At 62.0% G+C, this 20,226-nt stretch carries 16 protein-coding genes and 1 pseudogene; 6 read left to right on the top strand and 11 right to left on the bottom strand.

The window, feature by feature from the left end; all coding sequences use genetic code 11:
- Positions 1-56: 56 nt before the first annotated feature.
- The 4 genes and pseudogenes from AB1286_RS22325 to AB1286_RS22310 form a co-directional block, all read right to left on the bottom strand.
- A pseudogene (locus tag AB1286_RS22325) lies at positions 57-1,850 on the bottom strand (glycosyltransferase); the annotation flags it as partial.
- Positions 1,851-2,116: 266 nt separating this feature from the next.
- Positions 2,117-3,580, bottom strand: a complete 1,464-nt coding sequence (locus AB1286_RS22320) for an efflux transporter outer membrane subunit (RefSeq protein ID WP_430365429.1) — start codon at positions 3,578-3,580, stop codon at positions 2,117-2,119.
- A gap of 18 nt (positions 3,581-3,598) precedes the next feature.
- A complete protein-coding gene (locus tag AB1286_RS22315; RefSeq protein WP_430365428.1) occupies positions 3,599-5,200 on the bottom strand; it encodes an MDR family MFS transporter in 1,602 nt (533 codons plus the stop codon).
- Positions 5,193-6,332, bottom strand: coding sequence for an HlyD family secretion protein (locus AB1286_RS22310; protein WP_430365427.1), 1,140 nt, complete (start codon positions 6,330-6,332; stop codon positions 5,193-5,195). Before AB1286_RS22310 ends, AB1286_RS22315 begins: the two co-directional genes overlap by 8 nt.
- 120 nt (positions 6,333-6,452) lie before the next feature.
- On the opposite strand from AB1286_RS22310, the gene AB1286_RS22305 reads away from it, so the two are divergent.
- Positions 6,453-7,226, top strand: coding sequence for a CerR family C-terminal domain-containing protein (locus AB1286_RS22305; RefSeq protein WP_430365426.1), 774 nt, complete (start codon positions 6,453-6,455; stop codon positions 7,224-7,226).
- Positions 7,227-7,443: 217 nt separating this feature from the next.
- Here the strand turns inward: AB1286_RS22305 and AB1286_RS22300 are convergent, their stop codons facing one another.
- The 6 genes from AB1286_RS22300 to AB1286_RS22275 all read right to left on the bottom strand — a co-directional run bounded on the left by AB1286_RS22300 (position 7,444) and on the right by AB1286_RS22275 (position 12,542).
- Complete coding sequence (locus AB1286_RS22300) at positions 7,444-8,403, bottom strand: nucleoside hydrolase (RefSeq protein ID WP_430365425.1); 960 nt, start codon at positions 8,401-8,403, stop codon at positions 7,444-7,446.
- Between the two features lie 8 nt (positions 8,404-8,411).
- Positions 8,412-8,801 (bottom strand): cytidine deaminase, encoded by a 390-nt coding sequence (locus AB1286_RS22295; protein ID WP_430365424.1) that lies wholly within the window; start codon positions 8,799-8,801, stop codon positions 8,412-8,414.
- A 41-nt stretch (positions 8,802-8,842) separates the two neighbouring features.
- Complete coding sequence (locus AB1286_RS22290) at positions 8,843-10,120, bottom strand: NupC/NupG family nucleoside CNT transporter (protein ID WP_430365423.1); 1,278 nt, start codon at positions 10,118-10,120, stop codon at positions 8,843-8,845.
- Between the two features lie 127 nt (positions 10,121-10,247).
- Positions 10,248-10,535 carry an H-NS family nucleoid-associated regulatory protein gene (locus AB1286_RS22285; protein WP_430365422.1) on the bottom strand — a complete coding sequence of 96 codons (288 nt, stop codon included), beginning with the start codon at positions 10,533-10,535 and terminating at the stop codon, positions 10,248-10,250.
- Positions 10,536-10,683: 148 nt separating this feature from the next.
- Positions 10,684-10,962, bottom strand: coding sequence for a hypothetical protein (locus AB1286_RS22280; RefSeq protein ID WP_430365421.1), 279 nt, complete (start codon positions 10,960-10,962; stop codon positions 10,684-10,686).
- A 113-nt stretch (positions 10,963-11,075) separates the two neighbouring features.
- A complete protein-coding gene (locus tag AB1286_RS22275; protein ID WP_430365420.1) occupies positions 11,076-12,542 on the bottom strand; it encodes a sigma-54 interaction domain-containing protein in 1,467 nt (488 codons plus the stop codon).
- 321 nt (positions 12,543-12,863) lie between these two features.
- Here AB1286_RS22275 and AB1286_RS22270 point away from each other — a divergent pair, with 321 nt between their 5' ends.
- From AB1286_RS22270 to AB1286_RS22255, 4 genes are all read left to right on the top strand, one after another.
- Positions 12,864-14,267, top strand: a complete 1,404-nt coding sequence (locus tag AB1286_RS22270) for a GntP family permease (RefSeq protein ID WP_430365419.1) — start codon at positions 12,864-12,866, stop codon at positions 14,265-14,267.
- A gap of 170 nt (positions 14,268-14,437) precedes the next feature.
- Positions 14,438-14,698 (top strand): DUF3079 domain-containing protein, encoded by a 261-nt coding sequence (locus tag AB1286_RS22265; RefSeq protein ID WP_430365418.1) that lies wholly within the window; start codon positions 14,438-14,440, stop codon positions 14,696-14,698.
- 386 nt (positions 14,699-15,084) lie between these two features.
- The gene (locus AB1286_RS22260) at positions 15,085-17,403 is read left to right on the top strand and encodes a nitric-oxide reductase large subunit (protein ID WP_430365417.1); all 2,319 of its coding nucleotides are present in this window, start codon (positions 15,085-15,087) and stop codon (positions 17,401-17,403) included.
- A 154-nt stretch (positions 17,404-17,557) separates the two neighbouring features.
- The gene (locus tag AB1286_RS22255) at positions 17,558-18,394 is read left to right on the top strand and encodes an oxidoreductase (RefSeq protein ID WP_430365416.1); all 837 of its coding nucleotides are present in this window, start codon (positions 17,558-17,560) and stop codon (positions 18,392-18,394) included.
- Between the two features lie 55 nt (positions 18,395-18,449).
- Here AB1286_RS22255 and AB1286_RS22250 read toward each other — a convergent pair whose 3' ends face one another.
- Positions 18,450-19,037: a J domain-containing protein gene (locus AB1286_RS22250; protein WP_430365415.1), complete on the bottom strand. Its 588-nt coding sequence runs from the start codon at positions 19,035-19,037 to the stop codon at positions 18,450-18,452.
- A gap of 408 nt (positions 19,038-19,445) precedes the next feature.
- On the opposite strand from AB1286_RS22250, the gene AB1286_RS22245 reads away from it, so the two are divergent.
- On the top strand, positions 19,446-20,015 hold the full coding sequence (locus tag AB1286_RS22245) for a TetR/AcrR family transcriptional regulator (protein ID WP_430365414.1): 570 nt from the start codon (positions 19,446-19,448) through the stop codon (positions 20,013-20,015).
- Positions 20,016-20,226 lie beyond the last annotated feature (211 nt).

Genomic DNA, 20,226 nt, shown 5'->3' with positions numbered 1-20,226 from the left:
GCGCACGGTTGCGACTTCGCCGGCTCGGCCCCGCGTTGCCCCCGCGGTTCCTCGTCGACAACATCGATACGCAACCGCGCCGATTTCGTAAAGGCTTCGAACGCTTGTTTGGAGGCGGCGCTATCGGCAATCGCGCGATCGAGCGCTACGCGTGCGCACCACTTGAGCGCTAAGCGCTGAGCCCGTCCGAGCGGGTCGGCCCCGACGCTTTGACGCAAGTGCCATACCACCGGACGTCGTACGACCATACCGGCCAGGGCGCCGACGAGCATCGTGCGCGGCGTATTCGCATAGATGACGTCGACATGCCGCGCGCGTTTGACTGTCTCGCGCACGAGCGACACGATGCCGGGCAGCGTGCGCGACTTGGGCCGGCTCTTGCGCTCCGTTTCGCCGTACAGCACGGGCGCATCGAGCACATCGACCGCTACCCCCGCTTCTTCCAACGCAAGACGGAACGGGCCGTCGTCGAAGAGCACGACTTCGACCGATTCCCTCAGATGACTCGCGACATTGAGCAACGATAGTTCCGCTTCGTCGAGGCCTCCGCTCTGATCGAGCGCAAGCACTCGGACCGAGCCCGGCATGGATGCCGACGAAACGCCGCCCGAACCGCCCGTCGAGGGCGTGCCGCCGGCTTGCCTCGTCGCCCCCGGCATGACTTGTTCGACGAACGCCATGAAGCGCTCGCGAAACGTCGCGATCGAAAAGCGTTCCGCATTCAAGCGGCAGTCGTGCGGCGAAAAGCGATGCGCATTGTGCTCGAAGTCGCGAACGGCGGCAACGATCGACGGCACGCTCTGTTCGCGAAAGAAGATACCCGTGGGGTGGGCGTCGCCGAGCTCGCGCACGGTCTCCAGCACACCGCCCTTACCGAATGCAATGACGGGCGTGCCGCACGCCTGAGCCTCGACCGGCGCGATGCCGAAATCTTCCTCGGCCGCGAACACGAAAGCCCTTGCCCGCCGCATATGCTCGTGCAAAACCGAGAACGGCTGATACCCCAGAATCTCGATGTTCGGACCCGCCTTCGCGCGGATCGCCTTCATCTCCGGGCCGTCGCCGATCACGACGAGCCGCTTGCCGGGCATGCGAGAGAATGCTTCGACGATCAGATCGATCTTTTTGTACGGCACCATCCGCGACGCCGTGAGGTAGAAATCTTCCTTGTTCTCGCCGACGAGAAACGATTGAACGTCGACGGGCGGAAAGATCACGCGGGAATCGCGGTGATAGACCTTCTTGATGCGCCGCGCGATGAATTGCGAGTTCGCGACGAAATGGTCGACGGCATTGGACGTGCGCGTGTCCCAATTGCGGATGTAGTGCAGCACGGCCCTCGCCATCGCCGAACGCAGCCCACGCGTCAGGTTGGACTGCTCGAGATATTGATGCTGCAAATCCCACGCGTAGCGAATCGGCGAGTGCACGTAGCTGATGTGCACTTGATCGGGGCCGGTCAGTACCCCCTTGGCCACCGCGTGACTGCTCGAAATGACGAGGTCGTACGCGCTCAAGTCGAGTTGCTCGATCGCGATCGGCATCAAGGGCAGATAGGCGCGATACTTTTTCCGCGCGAGCGGGAGCCGTTGAATGAACGAGGTCGTGGCTCGTTTGCCTTGCAAGAACTTACGATCTTCAACAAAATCGACGAGGCTAAATACGTCGGCCTGCGGGAAGCAGGCGAGCATTTGCTCGAGCACGCGCTCGGCGCCTGCGTAGGTGACAAGCCAATCGTGGACGATCGCCACGCGCGGCGCGCGTGCGATCGGCGCCGGTTGCGGGGCCCGGAAGGCCTCGCTGTGTAAATCCAACGTGGCGGATGCTTCGGCGAAAGTGTCGTGACTCATGCGGCTTCTCCTCTAGCCGCATTAGCCTACGAACAAAGTATTCTGGGTAAAGGTCGAAATTATTTCAAAAAAATGCAGCGCCCCGCCCGGAGCGCGCTGCGCGGGCGCCTCGCATGATAAAAACGCCCGTTGTCTTCATACTTTTTTCTCATTTTTTTCGTATCGCCGTATGGCTTCGATCACGCTGATAGGTATTCGAAAGCCACGGGTGCAGACGCACTGCTTGTTCAATTTACACGGTTTGTAAAAGCTGCCGCCGCCCAAGCTCAACCGGCGCTCGGTCGCGCTTGCCAGCCGAGACCGAGGCTCTTTTGCAGTTGAATGAAATCCTCGATGAGCTGCGCACGGCCTGCGATCACGTCTTGTTGCGCGCTGAACTGCGTACGTTCGGTGTCGAGCAAGTCTATCGCCGACGCCACGCCCGCGCCATAGCGCTGCCGCATCAACGTCGATGCGCGCTGCGCCGATGCGTCCACTTCCTCCAGCCGCACGACGTGCTCGCGCTGATGTCCGTAACGCGATAGCGCCGAATTCGCATCTTCGAGCGCCGCGAGGACCGTATGTTCGTAGTGGGCGCTCGCCTCGTCGCGCGATGCCTGCGCCGAGCGCACGTCGGCACTCACGCGCCCGAAATCGAGCACGTTCCATTGCAGATACGGCACGCCGAGCCACGAGAAATTCGTTTTCCTGAACAAATGCCCCGGATCGGCCGCCGTAAAGCCGATATCCCCTAGCAACGAGACCTTCGGGAAGTAATCGGCAACATGCTCGCCGATCTGCGCGTTGCTCGATGCAAGGCGCCGCTCGGCCGCGCGGATATCGGGCCGTTGCCGCAGTAGCGCGGCGGCATCGCCCACGGCAACGGTCGCGGGCAATGCCGGCAGCGGCCGTGCATCGGCAAGCTCGGCATCGAGCGCACCCGGCGCCTGCCCCGTCAAGACCGCGAGGCGGTCGAGCGATTCGGCGATCTGCTGATCCAGCGGCACGAGCGCGGCTCGCGTAGTCTGCACTTGCCCCGCCAAGCGTTCGACGTCGACGTCGGCCGCCGTTCCATGGGCGCGGCGCTGCTGCGTAAGCGTCAGCATCTGCTGTTGCAGTCCGGCCGATCGCTTGGCCAGCACGAGACGCTGCTGCTCGTCGCGCAGATCGATATAGGCCTGCGCCACTTCGGCCGCGAGCGATACCTGCGTATCGGCGAGATCCGCATCGAGCGCGTCCGCCTCGTCGGACGCCGCCTCGATCGAGCGGCGCGTGCCGCCGAACAAATCGATCTCCCACGACGCATCGAGCCCGGCGGTATAGAGCTGCAAGGGACCGCGGCCGTTTCGGTTGCCGCCCGAGAGCGCGGAGAGATCGGGGCTGCGCATGCGAACCGCAGCCGCGTCGACCGAGGCCTTCGGCAACTCGTTCGCTCGCGTGCGCATCAACTGCGCGCGTGCCGCGCGCAAACGCGCTTGTGCGACGTGGATGTCCGGATTGTGTGCGAGCGCCGCTTCGATCAGCGCATCGAGTTGCGTATCGCCCAACGCATGCCACCACGCGTTCGGCGCAGGCTCGGTGCCCACGACACCGGCGCCCGGGGCACGAACGAAGGTGCCCGCCTTGATCGCATCGGCCGCGACGGGAGGGGCGCCATGATAGTCCGGCCCGACCGTGCAGGCCGACAACGCGCACAACGCAATAGCGGTACAAGAAGCGGCGACGAACCGCGGGGAACGACGAATCGACATAGTCGTGGCCTAAAACCTTTAATGCCCCGCCGAGGGCGAGTTGCCCGGCTGCGACGCCGGCCGTTTCAACATGAGTGCGAGCGGGATGCAGGCAAGCAGTCCGATGGACAGTAGATAGAACGTTTCGGAGTACGTCATGACCAACGCCTGCTGCTGGATTTGCTGCGCCAATTGCGCGAGGGCTTGCATCTTCGCGTATGCGGCATCGCCCGTTCGCGCGAGCCAGTTCGCCGCGCTCGCCGCCATGCGCTCCTGCCCGATCAACGAATTGGCCGTGACGGAATCACGCAATGCGGCGACATGGTAGGCATTGCGCCGATCGATGATCACGCCGATGACGGCCAGTCCCACCGAGCCGCCGAGATTGCGCGCCATGTTGTACAGACCGGCCGCGTCGCCCGAGTCTTCCCGCGACACCGCCGACATCGACGCTTGATTGAGCGGCATCATCGCCAGCATCTGCCCGACACCGCGCAGCAGCTGCGACCAGACGAAATCGTGTCCCGCGCTTTGCGCGGTCAAGCTCGTATCGAACATGCAACTGACGGCGAAGCAAACGAGCCCGCTGATGACCATCAAACGGAAATCGACCTTGCCGAGCAATTTGGGCAGCACCGGCATCATCAAGAACGCGGGAATGCCCGAGAGCAGCATGATGTTGCCCGATTGCTCCGCGTTGTAGCCCGAAACGAGGCTCAAGAACTGCGGCACGAGATACGCCACGCCGTAGAGCCCCGCACCGACCGAGAAGACGATGACGATGACGCTCGCATAACGCGGATTGCGCAACAGCGAGAGCCGCATGATCGGTTTAGCCGCGACGAACTGCGAGATGCCGATCAAGATAAAGCCGAGCAGCGTAATCGTCGAAAACGTCACGATCTCGCTCGATTCGAACCACTGGTGCCGCTGCCCTTCTTCCAACACGAGCGTCAGCGAACTCAGTCCGATCGACAGCCCGACGATACCGATCCAATCCGCGTTGATGAAGTCGTGCCAATGCGGTCGATCGGCAGGCAAGCCCGCAAGCAGCAATGCCAGCAGCGCGATACACACGGGCAGGTTGATGAAGAAGCACCATTTCCAAGAGACGTTTTCGGCCAGCCATCCCCCGAGCACGGGGCCGAGTAGCGGCCCGAGCAAGACGATAAGACCGAAGATCGTCATCCCGACGGCAAGCTGCGAGCGCGGCAGCCGCGTGCGAATGATCGTTTGCGCGGTCGGAATCATCGCCCCGCCCGTGAACCCTTGGCCGACCCGGCCGATGATCATCCACTCGAGCGAATGCGATGCGCCGCAGACCATCGAAAACGCCATGAACAGCGCGGCGTTCGTCAGCAAAAAGTTGCGCAGGCCGAACACGCGCGTGAGCCACGCGGCGAGCGGGATCATGACGATCTCCGACATCAGATAGCCCGTCGAGATCCACGTGCCCTCGGTTCCCGTCGCCCCCACCGACCCCTGAATCTGCGGCAACGCCGAGTTCGTGATCGAGATGTCGAGCGTCGCCATCAGCGCCCCGAGCGATCCGGCCGCCACCGCGATCCAATCGTTCGCGTGCGCATGCTCGGGCTGGCTCGGCGCACCGGCCGTCGCCGGCTGCGATGGCGCGTTAGCCATGCGCGTTCTCTGCGGCAAGCCGGCGATCGTCGGCCTGTGCGGATCGCGTATCGACATCGACGGTCACCGACAACCCCGGCAACAGCAACGCACGCGTTTGCGGACCTGCATCGACGCGAATCCGCACCGGCACCCGCTGCACGATCTTCGTGAAATTGCCCGTCGCATTCTCGGGCGGCAGCAAGGCGAACTGCGAGCCCGTGCCCGGCGCGAAGCTGTCCACGACGCCGTGCAACTCGATCCCGCGCAGCGCGTCGACATGCAGTGTGGCGCTTTGGCCCGGGCGCATCTGGCCGATTTGCGTTTCCTTGAAATTCGCTTCTAGATAGAGGCTTTGCACCGGCACGACGGAAAGCAGGCGCGTGCCCGGTTGCACATACTGGCCGATCCGCACGGACCGATCGCCGATCTTGCCTGCAATCGAGCTATAGAGCGTCGTGTCGTTCAAGTCGAGTTGCGCTTGGCGCAAGCTTGCGCGCGCCGCTTCGACTTGAGCGCGGGCTTGGGCGATCTGCGCTGTCGTGGCATCGATCTGCGTCTGCGCGGAACGCACGGCGGCCGCGTTGGCTTGAACCGTCGCGCGCGCCTGGTCCCGCGTGCTGACCAAGCTTGCGAGCCGTTCGCTCGTCTCGGCGCCCGTGGCCGCGAGCGGCGCATAGCGGGTCACGTCGTCTTGCGCATGGCGCTCCGCGACGTGCGCGACTTGCTCTTGCGCCTGGGCTTGTACGACACCTGCCTGCTGCTGCTTCAAATCGGCTTGCGCTCGCGCGAGATCGGCCTCGCGCGCATCGACGGTGGCCTGCGCCTGAGCGAGCGATGCTTCGTACTGCCGAGTATCGAGCCGCACGAGCGGCGCGCCGGCCGCCACGGCTTCGTTATCGCGCACAAACACTTGCGTGACGTAACCGCTGATTTTGGGGGCGACGGTCACGCTATCGGCCTGCAAATAGGCATCGTCGGTACTTTCTATAAAGCGCCCGACCGTCCACCAATGCGCGATCCAAGCGATACCCGCTACGAGCGCGACGAGCAGCACGCCGATGAGCCAGCCGCGATTACGCGCGCGCCGTGGGGCGCCACCGCCCTCTTGTTGCGTCTGGCCGCGTGGCCGCGCCTCGGTTGTCGTTGACATGATTCCGGTGTCCTACCGTCTGAGAAATGATTCGGCCACAATTATTCCAGTTGGAAAAAATGTGTCAAGTGATATATTTCTGACGCACACCGCCGTAAACGTTAGAAAGGAATCCAGGTCATGACCGAGACGAAGCGCCCCCGCCGTTCTACCGAAGGGGGCTATGCGCGCGGCGAGGAGACGCGCCTTCGCATCATCCAGGCTGCCATCGAGCTATTCGGCGAGCATGGGTTCGTCGCGGCTTCGACGCGCGACATCGCGGCGAAAGCCGGCGTGAACGCTCCGGCGTTGCAGTACTACTTCGAAAATAAGGAAGGCGTGTATCGCGCCTGCGCCAACCATCTCGCCGACGAGGTTTGGGAAAAATTCGAACCGGTGGTTCGCCGCTCGACGCAGGCGCTGGAATCGACCGACGATCTCTCCGAGCTCATCGAAGCGTTCATCGATCTGCAACGCGTGATGATGGACAAAGCCTTGGAAACATCGAGGGCGCCGGCGCTCAAGCTGTTTTTCGTGCGCGAGCAAGGCGGTCAAGAACCCCCGATCGCCACCGAGATTCTTCAGCAGCGCGTTCGGCGTCCGCTCAATAGCGTCGCCACGAAAATCATCGCGAAAATTTGCGGCAAACCTTCGGACGATCCGTTGACGATCATGCGCCTCGTCTCTCTGCACGGACAGTTCTCGCTATTTCACATGGCTCCGCGCAGCATGCTGATGTTATTCGGCTGGCCTGCGCTCGATGCGCAGAAGGTCGAGTTCGTCAAACAAGTGGTCTTCTCGAATACGCGCGCGTTGCTGCGGATGTGGGCGGGCGAGCGCGAAGCGGCAAGTGCCGAAGCGAAAACCGCCGCAGCGCGCCGCAAACGTCCCGCACGCGTGAGTGCGAACGGCTGATCGATCGACCGGTTGAAAGCGAAGCGTTCGCCTCGCGGCCGGGCAAGCGCGAAAGGTGAGGGTTTGCGGGAGCAGCGTAAGAGCGAGGACCGAAAGCCCTTTGTGCAGGCGCGCTAGCGCCTGCACAAACAGCCGTAAGGTGAGCGTTTTCGGGAGTAGGAGCAGGAGCATGATCGCAACGGCGATATGCTCCCGCCCGCTTCGTCGATCGAAACGCTTAGGCCTTGCGACTCAACGTGCGCGCATAGAGGGCGAGCACGGCCGCACTATCGACTTCGACGCAAACGTCGCATGCGGGCCTGTCGTCCCAGGCCGGCGCGGGCGCCGCGAATCCGTTCGGCTTCTGAATCGTATGTCCGGCAGCGATGCCTTCGGTCAACACGCGCACGGGCCCGCTGCGCGTCGTGTACAACTGTGGCGCGAGCAAATAGGCGACGGCCGACGAATCGTGTACGTAGATGCCCTCGAGTCCGGCGCTCGAACGATGAAAGGCTTCATAGTCTCGCGACACGTCCCAAATGAACTGCCCGATGTCCCCCGCCGCATCGCGCAGCTTCGCAAGGTAGCCGGTGGTCATGATCGTGACTTGCGTGACGTCGAGGCCGACGATCGCGACGGGCCATGCGGCGCCGAACACGATATCGGCCGCATGCGGATCGCCGGCCATATTCGCCTCGGCTGCGGGCGAGACGTTGCCGTTCATGCCGCCGGTACCGAACGCGCCGCCCATGACGACGACTTGTTTGACGAGGCTTGCGATTGCCGGATCCTCTTCGAGCGCGAGCGCGAGATTCGTCAGCGGTCCGACCGCGACAAGCGCGACCTCGCCCGGATGCGCGCGAACGGTGTCGATAATGAATCGATGCGCCGGACGTGCATCGAGCGCGGCTTGCCCTTGCGGCGCCAATCCCGTGTTGCCGAGGCCGTCGTCGCCGTGAATCCAGCCGATCGGCGCGGGGGCTTCTCGTTGCAGCGGTGCGGCGGCGCCGCGCGCGACGGGCACGCCGGGCGCGAATCGCTCGACGAGATACAGCGCATTGCGCGTCGTCGTCTCGATCGTCGCGTTGCCGAATACGCTCGTGACGCCGAGTAGTTCGATCTCCGGATGCAGCGCTTGGAACACGAGCGCCATCGAGTCGTCGACGCCGGGGTCCGTATCGTAGATGACTTTATGCATAGCCGGCCTCACAGATAGAAAGCGTCGGGCAACTGTTCGCGCGCCGAAGTATCGCGCATATCGCCGCGCAGATTGCCCAACCTGATCGGCAGATCGGGGCCGCCCAATTCGATGATGACCTGGCGGCAGGCGCCGCACGGCGCGATGGGTCCATCGGTATCGCCGATCACGGCGAGCGCCGCGAATTCGTCGCGCCGGCATCCGGCCGCGATCGCGCTGAAAAACGCCGTGCGCTCGGCGCAGTTGCAAAGACCGTACGAGGCGTTTTCGACGTTGCAGCCGTCGAAAACCCGTCCGTCCTTGGTCAGCAAAGCCGCGCCCACCTTAAATTTCGAATACGGCGCATAGGCTTTTTCACGGGCCGTCTTCGCTCTTTCGAGCAATTGCTCCAATGTCATAGCATCCCTCTTTTCAATCCGCCGATCGCCCGTTTCGACGATCAATGAAACGTTAAAAACATTCCGGCGATCGTGGCACTCATCAAATTCGATAGAGTCCCGGCCAACACGACACGCAGCCCGTAACGGGCTACCTCCGAACGGCGCTCGGGCGCGACGGCGCTGAAACCTCCCGTCAGCACGGCGATCGAGGCGAAATTCGCGAAACCGCAGAGTGCAAACGAGACGATCGCCAACGTGCGCGGCGTCAGCACCTGGAGTCCCGCAGCGGCCACGCTCGCCGTATCCTTCAAGTACGGCGACAGCGAGGCATAGGCTACGAATTCGTTGAGAATGATCTTCTGTCCGAGGAAATTACCCGCCACCATGGCTTCATTCCACGGCACGCCGATCAAATACGCGAGCGGCGCGAAGACGGTACCGAGGATCGACTGCATCGAAACGTTCGGATGGCCGAACCATCCGCCGATGCCGCCGACCAAACCGTTGAGGAGTGCGATCAAACCGACGAATGCGATCAGCATGGCACCGACCATGACGGCGATCTTGAGGCCGACGGCGGCGCCGGAACTCGCCGCCTCGATCATGTTCGCCGGACGGCGTTCGTCGAAGCTCAGCTCCTCGAGGCGAACGCGGCTCGGCTCCGTGCTCGGATGAATGATTTTGGCGAATAGCAGTCCGCCGGGCACGGCCATGAACGAGGCTGCCAGCAGATATTCGATCCGCACGCCGAGACCGGCGTATCCCGCCAACACCGAGCCGGCGACGGCGGCCATCCCGCTCGACATGACGGCGAACAACTCGGCGCCTGTCATGTCGCGCGCGAATGGTTTGACGACAGCCGGCATTTCGCTTTGTCCAAGAAAGATCGTCGTGACCGCCGAAAACGATTCGAGTTTCGACACCCCGAGCAGCCGCTGAAACAGCGTGCCGAGAACGATCACAATCCATCGCATGACGCCGAGGTAGTACAACACCGAGATCAATGCGGTCACGAAGATGATGGCGGGCAGCACGCGCACGGCGAATACGAATCCGCCGTCGCCGAACAACGCAAACATTTTGGACTGGACGAGACCGCCGAATAAAAATTCGATGCCGGCATTGCCATAGTCCAGGACGTGATTGACGCCGGCGGCCATATCGGCCAGCACCACCTTACCGAACGGTACGAACAGCACGAATGCGCCGATCGCGACTTGCGTGAGCAGTGCCATTATCACGGTGCGGGGCCGGATTGCACGGCGATTCGTGGAAAACGCGAATGCAATCGCCAATAGGACGGCCATACCCAAGAGGTTTCGAGCGATCGAAGCCATGTCTCTCCATATTTTTAAATTGTTGTGATGGCTGCGATGCTAAACGAAACCGTAGTCGAACGAAAAGCAAAAGCATGCTTTTCGTTCGACTCGGCGGGCGCCGAACGGCGCCGAGGACTGCTGAGTACTACTGAATGAGGAACTTGTCGCGCCGCTTGCCGAGCCATGCCGGCGCACGGCCGCGTCCGCTCCAGGTGGCGCCCGTCTTCGGATCCCGATACTTCGGCGGCAGGCCGCCCGTTTTACGCGACGTCGCGCGCTTACTGCTAAAGCCAAGCTCCTCGGCGGTGATGCCGTACTCCGCGATCTGCTCCTTGATTTGATCGATCGTCGTGGAAAGCTCTTTTTCGCGAGCGGCTTCCATTTGTGCCTGCACCTTTGCCAGTTGTTCGGTCAACTGCCTATACGTCGCCATAGAAAATCGCCTCCTTGTTGATTGACGGTAAACGCTTCTCTGACTGCCCGTTCGTGCAAAAGTGCATTCGCCGGGGACCTACCTAGCCAGCAAACCATGGACCTCGGCGATGCGCGCTTGCCGCCCGGTAGGTCCACGGTATGCCGACTCATTTACGCTTGCAAGCAAACAGTAATTTATGCGAGCCGTCGATATCCGATTGATCGAGGATGTCGATATCGCCGCCGCAGATGGCGCGCGCATGCTCCGTGCAGTTGTCCCACGCGGCAGCCGCCGAACATTGAACGACCGTGGTGGGCCGCCCGTCGCTCGTAAAGAGCGGCGCGCTCGTACCGCATGCCGCGAGGATCGCGGCGCATGCCGACGCCGCCGCAACCGAGCGAGCCATCGCACCCGCGCGCGAATGAAAGAAAGACATGCCCTTCATTGAACGAACTCCTTTGGCCTAACGTTCTTTTTTCGAATGGCCGAGTATGCCACGGCATAAAGCGGGGGCTGTCGCCGTCGTCAATCGTTCAAGCAGCAAAGGCCCGAGAACGTTCAAATATCGATTCCCAAGGCCGCTATCTTTTTATAAAGCGTGGCTCGCCCCATCCCGATTCGCGCGGCCGCTTCGGCAACGTGGCCGCCCGTCGCGCGCAGGGCATCGCCGAGAAAACGACGCTCGAAGTCCGCCATCGCCTGCCCGTAGGAATCCGAGCGCCCCGCGTGGGCATCGGCATGCGACGCACGCGCGTCCCCATCGTGCACGCCACCCGGCATCGGCTGCACGACTGTGCCGATGAAAGCGGCGAGCGTGCGCGCATCTATGCGCTCGGTATCGGAGAGCATGACCGCGCGTTCCAATGCGTTTCGCAACTCGCGCACATTGCCGGGCCATTCGTGCGAGGCCAGCAAACGCAAGGCATCGTCTTGCAATTCGAAGTGCCGGCCATGCCCGCCCCGGCCCGGCGCGCAAAGCTCCTCCAAGATCGCGTAGGCCAGCGCTTCGATATCGGAGCGCCGCGAGCGTAGCGGCGGTGCATGAATCGTGAGGACGTTGAGCCGATAAAACAAATCCGCGCGGAAGCGTCCCGCCGCGACGAGCGCCGGCAGATCCGCCGAGGTCGCCGCAACGATACGGACATCGGTGCGTACGATCCGATTCGAGCCTAACGGCTCGAACTCCTGATCTTGGAGCACGCGCAGCAGCTTGCCTTGCAGTTGCAACGGCATATCGCCGATCTCGTCGAGAAAGAGCGTGCCGCCATGCGCGAGCTCGAACTTGCCCGCTCGGCCGCGCCGCTGGGCACCCGTATAAGCGCCCGGGTCCGCGCCGAAGAATTCCGCTTCCAGCAGCGTGTCGGGAATCGCCGCGACATTCACGGTGACGAGCGGCCCGCTCGCGCGCGACGACGTTCCGTGGATCGCGTGCGCGAGCAACTCCTTTCCCGTACCCGTTTCGCCAAGCACAAGCACGGGCGAATCGACGCTCGCCGCGCGCCGTGCCTGCCGCTTCACCTCGAGACTGGCCGCACTCGTGCCGACGAAGCTCGCCAACGTATATTTGGCCCGCCGCGCCTGCGCCAGCGATTGCCGCGCCGCAATCAATTCGGCCTGCACGCGCGAGTAATGCGAGAAAAGCGGCGTGAGCGATTTCATTTCGTCGAATAGCGCAAAGCCGACCGCACCCACCGTTTTTCCCGTCTCGTCTTCGAGCGGTAGCCGCGTCACGACAAGCGGCTCGCGCCCGTTTTCAAGTACGTCGAGCAAAATCGGTTTGCCCGTTTGCACGACTTCGCGCATCAAGCTATTTGGAATGACCGCCTCGCAGTCGAGCCCAATCGCTTGACGCGTATCGGTAAAACCAAAGCGCGCCGCATAGCGCTCGCTGATCCAAACGATCCGCGCATCGGAATCGACGATCAACGTGCCTTCGCTGAAATTCTCAAACGCTTTAAACAACGAATTCATGGCGCGGCGGACGATCGCGCTGTAATCGGCCGGTACGCCGATAAGGTCGCTCATTTGAGATTGTGTCTCCGGGTTGTGCGCGATCGGCGGCTCGACCGATCGATTCTCCAATCGGCGACAGCATATCTCAGATTGGAGACATCACCCAAATCCCTAACGAATCGCCAATACCGCGCACTAGCTCGGCATTTCCAATGGCTCGACCGTCTCCATTCGGAGATCGGCACCCAAGTCATAAAACCGGTTTCCTACTCCGGCGCGGCCAATCGTCTCGCTCAGCAAGCGGCGGCGTGCCATGGCACGGAAACTGCAATATGCGCTCCCTGCATTTTCCCGTGCGCACCCTCGCACTCACGATCACAATTTGGAGACCCGATGTCGTTCGTCATCGTTCTTGCCGCATTGGCGTTCTTGATGTTCGCCGCCTACCGCGGCTACAGCGTGATTCTATTCGCGCCGATCGCCGCCTTGGCCGCCGTCTTACTGACCGATCCCGCCGCCGTCGCGCCGGTTTTCACCGGCATCTTCATGGAGAAGATGGTCGGCTTCGTCAAACTCTATTTCCCGGTCTTTTTGCTGGGCGCCGTCTTCGGCAAGGTCATCGAACTCGCCGGGTTCTCCGAGGCGATCGTCGCCGCGGCCATTCGCTATATCGGCCGGAGCCGCGCCAATGCCGTGATCGTGGCCGTCTGCGCGTTGCTGACCTACGGCGGCGTATCGCTGTTCGTTGTCGTGTTCGCGGTCTATCCGTTCGCCGCCGAACTCTATCGTCAGAGCAACATTCCGAAGCGCTTGATGCCCGGCGCCATTGCGCTCGGCGCCTTCTCGTTCACGATGGATTCGCTGCCCGGCACGCCCCAGATTCAAAACATCATTCCGAGTGCGTTCTTCAAGACCACGGGATGGGCGGCACCGGCGCTCGGCACCATCGGTTCGGTATTCATCATCGTGGTCGGGCTCACGTATCTCGAGTGGCGCCGGCGTTCGGCGCTCGCGAAAGGCGAAGGCTACGGCACTTCGCTCGTGAATGAGCCCGAGCACGTCGGTACGAGCACGTTGCCGCATCCGCTCGTCGCGATCGCACCGCTCGTGCTCGTGGGCGTCGCGAACTTCGCACTGACCAAGTTGATTCCGCAATGGTACGGCGCCGACACCTATATCGTGCCGCCCGACGTTTTGCCGGGCGTGCATACGCCGCTATCGGCGACGATCAAGACGGTCGTCGCCGTTTGGTCGGTCGAGGGTGCGCTGATCGCCGGCATCTTGCTCGTCGCCGTCACGGCGTTCAATCGCGTCCGCGCTCGCTTCGCGACCGGCACGAAAAGCGCCGTCGCCGGCGCCTTGCTCGCATCGATGAATACGGCATCGGAATACGGCTTCGGCGGCGTCATCGCGGCACTGCCGGGCTTTCTCGTCGTGGGCGGCGCGCTCAAATCGATTCCCAATCCGCTCGTCAATGCCGCCGTATCGGTCAGTTCGCTGGCCGGCATCACGGGCTCGGCGTCGGGCGGCATGAGTATCGCGCTCGCAGCGATGTCCGATTGGTTCGTTAAAAACGCAACGGCCGCGCACATCCCGCTCGAGGTGCTGCATCGTGTCGTGGCCATGGCCAGCGGCGGCATGGATACGCTGCCTCACAACGGTGCCGTTATCACGTTGCTGGCCGTGACGGGGCTCACGCACAAGGAATCGTATCGCGACATCTTCGCCGTCACGCTCATCAAAACGCTGGCGGTCTTCTTCGTGATCGGCGTCTATTACACCACCGGCATCGTTTGATTTAAAAACGCCGTGGGCCGCGGCATGCGGCCCTCCTCTCTCCCGAACCATCAAGCGGCTAGGATGCATGCGGCAAATGGTCCTTATGCGTCGTTCTGACACAGAAGCGCCCCATACCGAAGCAGGATAATCGTCTTCATAGGTTGCTGCCGACGGATGGGAGAACACGCATGGCCAAGGTATTTCCGCTGCACCCGGTCCATCCGGAGCGGCTTTGCTGGGGATGTGACCACTACTGCGCAGCCGACGACATGCGCTGCGGCAACGGACAGAGCCGCACGCAGCATCCCGCCGAATTGCTTGGCGACGATTGGTACGACCAAGGCGATTGGGGACTCGACGTCCATCCCGGCGATAAGTGCGTCAAACCCGATAGCGCGCCGTCGAACCGAGAAGGCACTACGGCGATGACGCAACACGCGCCGGGATAAGCGCCTCCCGATACGCCCCTCCCTCTCCTGCACTCAAAGCGGCGCGGACCAATCTGACTGCGCCGCCTACCAACACCCGCGCATCCTGCGCGATCTCATTGCCACCGGCAATCGTGTGGCATGCCTCGCACTTCGTTTCTACATCGAACTTGTTTTGCTAAGCGCGGTTCGCGCGTGCCCACCGAAGTCATTGCGCATCGTCTTTGCGCTGAGCTTAGCGGCTGCTTTTTCGCAAATGATTAGGGCGTCCATTTCGGAGGATATGTACTACGCTGGGTTAGCGCGGCGGCAGCGCAAACGAAATATCACGTTTGCCCAGTATGCATTCGCTTTTATGACTCGGGTCGAAGAGTGTCACCACGAAGTGTTCGAAAAGGAGAACCTTGATGGATACGAACGCGACGATCCTGCAACGCATGGAGGAAGACCGGGTAAGTGCCGTTTTGAAATGGGTACTTCTCGGCATCGCGATTATTACTTTTGCGCTTCTCGCCTGGGCGACGCTCATCACCTACCGGACATCGCCCCCGCAACCGGATCGATTCACGGCCCCTGACGGCACCCTAGTCATGACTGCGCAAGATATCGAGGACGGCAAGGCGTCTTTTCAGCGCGCCGACCTGATGGATTACGGGAGCATCTACGGCATGGGATCGTATTTCGGCGAAGACTATACCGCCGAATACCTGCTGCGTCTCGGCCAAGTCACTGCCGATAACCTCGCGCGCGAGCGCTTCGGCAAAACATTCGCCGCACTCGGCGACGACGATCGCCGGGCTGTGCAAGCCGCGATGCAACGGCAGCTTCAGGACATCGATCTCTCACGCGCGCAAGTGCCGTTATCGGCAGCCGTCGCCGCTGCCTTGAGCACGCTGCAAGCGGAGATTGCGCAGCAGCTAACGCATCACGATTTCATCAAGGGGTGGACCCAGGCCTATAGCTTGGATGATCGCAACGCCGCAAAAACCGCCGATTTCATTTTGTATTCGGCACTGACCACGGTCGCACGGCGACCGGGCAGCAATGTCTCGTGGACTCAGAACTGGCCGTACGAGCCGTTCGTCGGCAACGTGCCGACGACAAGCACCTTCGGCTGGACCTGGGCGAGCTACTGTTTCACGTTCTTTTGCTTTGGCGCCGTTCTCTTCGTCTATCACCGCTACATCCGCGTCGACGACCAAGGCACGATGGACCCGACGCTCATTCAGTTCCGCGGCATGGCGCCAAGCCAGCGGAAGGTGGGCAAGTACTTCCTCGTTGTCGCCGCCGTCCTGCTGCTGCAAATCGCCGCCGGTGCCATCCTAGGCCACTATTACTCCGATCGCGCCAGCTTCTACGGTCTGCATTTCGACGACGTCTTGCCGTTCAATTTCTGGCGCAGCATCCATATCCAAGCCCCAATCGTCTGGATCGGTCTTTCCTGGATCGGTGCCGGCTTATTTCTCGCGCCGGCCATCAGCGGGCGCGAGCCCGCGGGGCAAGGGCCCCTTGTGGACTTACTGTTTTGGGCGACCGTCGTCATCGTTGCCGGGGCGCTCATCGGCGATTACCTCGGCATCATGGGTTTCATCGGCAAGGGTTGGTTCTGGTTCGGCAATCAGGGGCTCTCTTACCTCGAGCTGGGCCGATTCTGGCAGATCGGCTTTTTCGCGGGACTCGCGTTTTGGAGCGTCCTGGTGCTTCGCGGCCTCTGGCCGAACATCACCGCCCTCAAGGAAGCCGCCCAGCAATTCTGGACCGGCCATATCCGTCTCGAACACCTTATCTGGGCATCGACGACGAATATCGCACTGCTGTACGTATTCGGCATGGTTCCGTTGTTCGGTGTGAATCCGTCGTTCACGATCACCGACTTTTGGCGCTGGTGGGTCGTGCATCTTTGGGTCGAGCAATCGTTCGAATTCTTTGCGGCGGCGATCAGCGCCTACCTGCTCATGGGGCTCGGCCTCGTGTCGCGTCAATTGGCCGAGCGCTCCGTTTATCTCGAACTCATTCTTATTTTCCTAGGCGGCGTGCTAGGCACCGGGCATCACATTTATTGGGTCGGTGCCTCCGGCCTGTGGGTGCCGGTCGGCAGTATGTTTTCCTTCATCGAGGTACTGCCGCTCGTGCTGCTGATCCTCGACGCGATGGAGCACCATAGCCTGATCAAGAAGCAGCATCAGTTTCGTTACGGTCTCGCCTATACGTACGTCCTCGGCTCGGCATTCTGGAATTTCGTCGGCGCCGGCGTGTTCGGCGGCGGTACGCTGAACGCGCCGCTCGTCAACTACTACGAACACGGCACCTTCCTTACCTTGAATCATGCCCATACGTCCTTGTTCGGCGCATTCGGGCTGCTTGCCATCGGACTCATCTATTTCTGCCTGCGCTACGCCGCCGCGGATCGCACGACGTTCAGCGATAAGCTCGGCCTATGGGCGTTTTGGCTTTACAACGCGGGCCTCGTGCTGTGGATCGTCTTAAACTTTTTCCCAGTCGGCTGGCCTCAACTGAACGCGGTCTACGACCACGGTCTTGCCTATGCACGTAGCCTAGCCTTTTACGATACGACCGGCCTCTGGCAGTGGCTTCGCTTCGTGGGCGATATACCGTTCGCCATTGCCGCCCTGTTGATGGCCTTCGATTTCATCTTGAAGATGGGGCCGATGATTCCCGCAATCGCCAATCGCTGGGGGATCCGGCGCCAAAGCCGGCAAGGATGAGCGTGGCGGCGCAGAGGCTCTCTCGCCGATGCGTGGGCTCACGCGCCGCACCGGCGAGGCACGTTCATTGCGCCCTCTACGGTCCGCCGACACGCTGCGCTATGCCGTAGCATAGGCAGTGACTTCATTGCGACCGGAGGGATCGATGTCCACCATGCAAAGCAAAGTTTTTCTCATCACGGGCGTCAGCAGCGGCCTTGGCCGTGCGCTCGCGCAAGCGGCCATCGCCGACGGCCACCGCGTCGTCGGTACGCTGCGCGATCAAGCCGCGCTCGGCGAATTCGAACTGCTGGGCCCCGGTCGCGCGGTGGGCAAACTGCTCGACGTCACCCACACCGATGCGATCGGCGATACGATCGCCGATATCGAAGGCAAAGTCGGGCCGATCGACGTCCTCGTCAACAACGCCGGCTACGGCTATGAAAGCATCTTGGAGGAATCGACGCTGGCCGACTGGCGCAAGCAATTCGACGTCAACGTCTTCGGCGCCGTCGCAATGATGCAAGCGGTGCTGCCTTACATGCGCCGTCGCAAACGCGGCCATATTATCAATATCACGTCGATGGGCGGCTACATGACGCTGCCTGGCCTCAGCGCCTATCACGGCACGAAGTTCGCGCTCGAAGGTATCTCGGAGAGCCTCGCTCGCGAAGTGGCCGACCTGGGCATTAAAGTGACCGCCGTCGCACCCGGTGCATTTCGCACCGATTGGGCGGGACGCTCGCTCGTGCGCGGCGCGCGCTCCATCGCCGACTACGACGCCGTGTTCGATCCGGTGCGCGCGCGTCGGCAATCGGTCAGCGGCAAACAACCGGGCGACCCCGCGAAAGCGGCTCGTGCCATTCTCGACGTCATCGCATCGAACAACCCGCCGATGCATCTGCTGCTCGGCACGGACGCCGTCACCCGCGTGACCGAAAAGCTCGATGCATTGCGCGCGGAATTCAGCGCGTGGGAATCGCTGTCGAAATCGACCGATTTCACTTCCTGAGCGGGAACGGCGAGCCGCGCGGCGCACGATCGGCTTCGCCGCCCGCTCGCCGGCCTTAGGGGCGCAAACCGAACATGCCATGCCAAAGCGTGGTGAACAACCCGGCATGTCCGATCGGTTCCTCTTCGGTGGACGCATCGGCCGGCATCGCGCGAGAAGACCCGGGCACCGCTTTTTGCCGGTCGCCGCGCGATTTCTCGGCCGCGAAGGCTGCGACCCCGTCGGCAATGCGCGCGGCTAACGCCTCATCGCATCCTCGGCCGAGCAGCACGCCGAAGACGACATCGCGATTGTGGCCGCGCTCGGCATAGCGCATCGCCAGCGCCACGTATTTCTCATACCGTTCGCGCTGCGCCTGAGCCTCGCGCTCTGCCCGTTCGCGTGCTTGCCGCGCCTGCCGTTCCTCATGCTCGCGCAATTTACTCATTTCCTGCGCAAACACGGTGTCGTAGACGCGCCGCTGTTCGGGGTCGGACAAAATCGCGTAAGCCTGCTTGATTTCTTGGAATGCATCGTGCGCGGCGGCTTCGCGACCTTGATTGCGATCCGGGTGCGCCCGCATCGCCGCCTTTCGATACGCGCGTTTGATCTCGTCCTCGGAGGCGTCTTCGCGCACGCCGAGCGCTTCATACAGCGTCACCATATGTCGTGGAAGGGATAGTTGCCGGCACATCGATCGTATCACCGGGCCTTGAGCAGGGCGCGAAGCACGGCGCGTTTGGCCGCCGAAACGGCCTTTAACGACGAAAGCAAATTGTCAGCTTGACTTTTTGAACGGCGCCGAAAACGTGCAAGCACCTCATGCGAGCCCAAAATAAAACGCTCGTGCAATCCGATTAGTCGCGCAAAGGACTTGATTTCATCGCGCGCTTCGATTTGAATGACGAAGCTTCGAGATCATGTCGCGCATTGAGAGACTGCGCGGCAAGCCGATTCACGTCATAAACCGCGATAAGTTTCTTCTGAAATCCGTTTTTCGAGGAAGAAGCTTCGCGGCCGACGGGCTTCGACGCGAAAACACATAACTTTCACTATAGAAGCGGGCCTCTAAATGAGCGAAAAAAAGAAAGCGCTGATCGAAACCGCGACTCGGCTATTTTCGCAGTTCGGTTTTCACGCTGTCGGCATCGACCGAATCATCGCCGAATCGCGCGTCGCGAAGATGACGATGTATAAGCACTTCCCCTCCAAAAGCCGCCTTGTCGTCGAAGTGCTGAACGAACAAGGCGCGGGGTTCGCGGCGGGCATCGCCGCGGCGGTCGCCGCGCACACGGATGCGTTGGACAAGCTCCACGCGATCTTCCAATGGCACGACACCTGGTTCCGTGCCGAGTCGTTCACCGGCAACATGCTGATCCACGCGGCGGCGGAATTTCATGCCGAAGAAAATGAAATTCTCGCCGCATCCGAAGCACAGCGTCGCGCTTTTGTCCATTCGCTCGAACGCATTCTCGACGAACGTTTCGATCATGAAACCGCCGTTCGGCTCGCGCGTCGCTGCGCGCTGCTACTCGACGGCGCCACGCTCGCGCGGCAATTGAGCGGCCGTGTCGATGCGGCGCGCGACGCCTGGGAAATCGCACAAGCCCTCGTCGAAAACGAACGCGTGCACGTCGCCTAGCGGCCGGTGCCGGCCCGCGCCGGCGCCGAGAAAATTCGAAAGCGTCAACCCCAAGTGCACGCTCTGTGGCGCGTTGTGTTCGTGCACTTTTAAAAGCCACTGACGCCAGCGAACTTCGCGATACACTCATCGCCATGAAATGGGCGCGGGGCCGGTCGTCATGCCTGTCGCAAACGGCGCTATGCGCGCACGGCGACAGACATGGGCTCAT

Origin of the sequence: Trinickia sp. NRRL B-1857 (genome assembly GCF_050470685.1) — a bacterium.
GTDB lineage: Bacteria > Pseudomonadota > Gammaproteobacteria > Burkholderiales > Burkholderiaceae > Trinickia.
This window is presented reverse-complemented; position numbering and strand designations above follow the sequence as displayed.

Excerpts from the sequence above, each read along its gene's own strand:
- AB1286_RS22320 (WP_430365429.1), bottom strand. The coding sequence starts at position 3,580 with ATGTCGATTCGTCGTTCCCCGCGGTTCGTCGCCGCTTCTTGTACCGCT.
- AB1286_RS22315 (WP_430365428.1), bottom strand. The coding sequence starts at position 5,200 with ATGGCTAACGCGCCATCGCAGCCGGCGACGGCCGGTGCGCCGAGCCAG.
- AB1286_RS22310 (WP_430365427.1), bottom strand. The coding sequence starts at position 6,332 with ATGTCAACGACAACCGAGGCGCGGCCACGCGGCCAGACGCAACAAGAG.
- AB1286_RS22305 (WP_430365426.1), top strand. The coding sequence starts at position 6,453 with ATGACCGAGACGAAGCGCCCCCGCCGTTCTACCGAAGGGGGCTATGCG.
- AB1286_RS22300 (WP_430365425.1), bottom strand. The coding sequence starts at position 8,403 with ATGCATAAAGTCATCTACGATACGGACCCCGGCGTCGACGACTCGATG.
- AB1286_RS22295 (WP_430365424.1), bottom strand. The coding sequence starts at position 8,801 with ATGACATTGGAGCAATTGCTCGAAAGAGCGAAGACGGCCCGTGAAAAA.
- AB1286_RS22290 (WP_430365423.1), bottom strand. The coding sequence starts at position 10,120 with ATGGCTTCGATCGCTCGAAACCTCTTGGGTATGGCCGTCCTATTGGCG.
- AB1286_RS22285 (WP_430365422.1), bottom strand. The coding sequence starts at position 10,535 with ATGGCGACGTATAGGCAGTTGACCGAACAACTGGCAAAGGTGCAGGCA.
- AB1286_RS22280 (WP_430365421.1), bottom strand. The coding sequence starts at position 10,962 with ATGAAGGGCATGTCTTTCTTTCATTCGCGCGCGGGTGCGATGGCTCGC.
- AB1286_RS22275 (WP_430365420.1), bottom strand. The coding sequence starts at position 12,542 with ATGAGCGACCTTATCGGCGTACCGGCCGATTACAGCGCGATCGTCCGC.
- AB1286_RS22270 (WP_430365419.1), top strand. The coding sequence starts at position 12,864 with ATGTCGTTCGTCATCGTTCTTGCCGCATTGGCGTTCTTGATGTTCGCC.
- AB1286_RS22265 (WP_430365418.1), top strand. The coding sequence starts at position 14,438 with ATGGCCAAGGTATTTCCGCTGCACCCGGTCCATCCGGAGCGGCTTTGC.
- AB1286_RS22260 (WP_430365417.1), top strand. The coding sequence starts at position 15,085 with ATGGATACGAACGCGACGATCCTGCAACGCATGGAGGAAGACCGGGTA.
- AB1286_RS22255 (WP_430365416.1), top strand. The coding sequence starts at position 17,558 with ATGCAAAGCAAAGTTTTTCTCATCACGGGCGTCAGCAGCGGCCTTGGC.
- AB1286_RS22250 (WP_430365415.1), bottom strand. The coding sequence starts at position 19,037 with ATGGTGACGCTGTATGAAGCGCTCGGCGTGCGCGAAGACGCCTCCGAG.
- AB1286_RS22245 (WP_430365414.1), top strand. The coding sequence starts at position 19,446 with ATGAGCGAAAAAAAGAAAGCGCTGATCGAAACCGCGACTCGGCTATTT.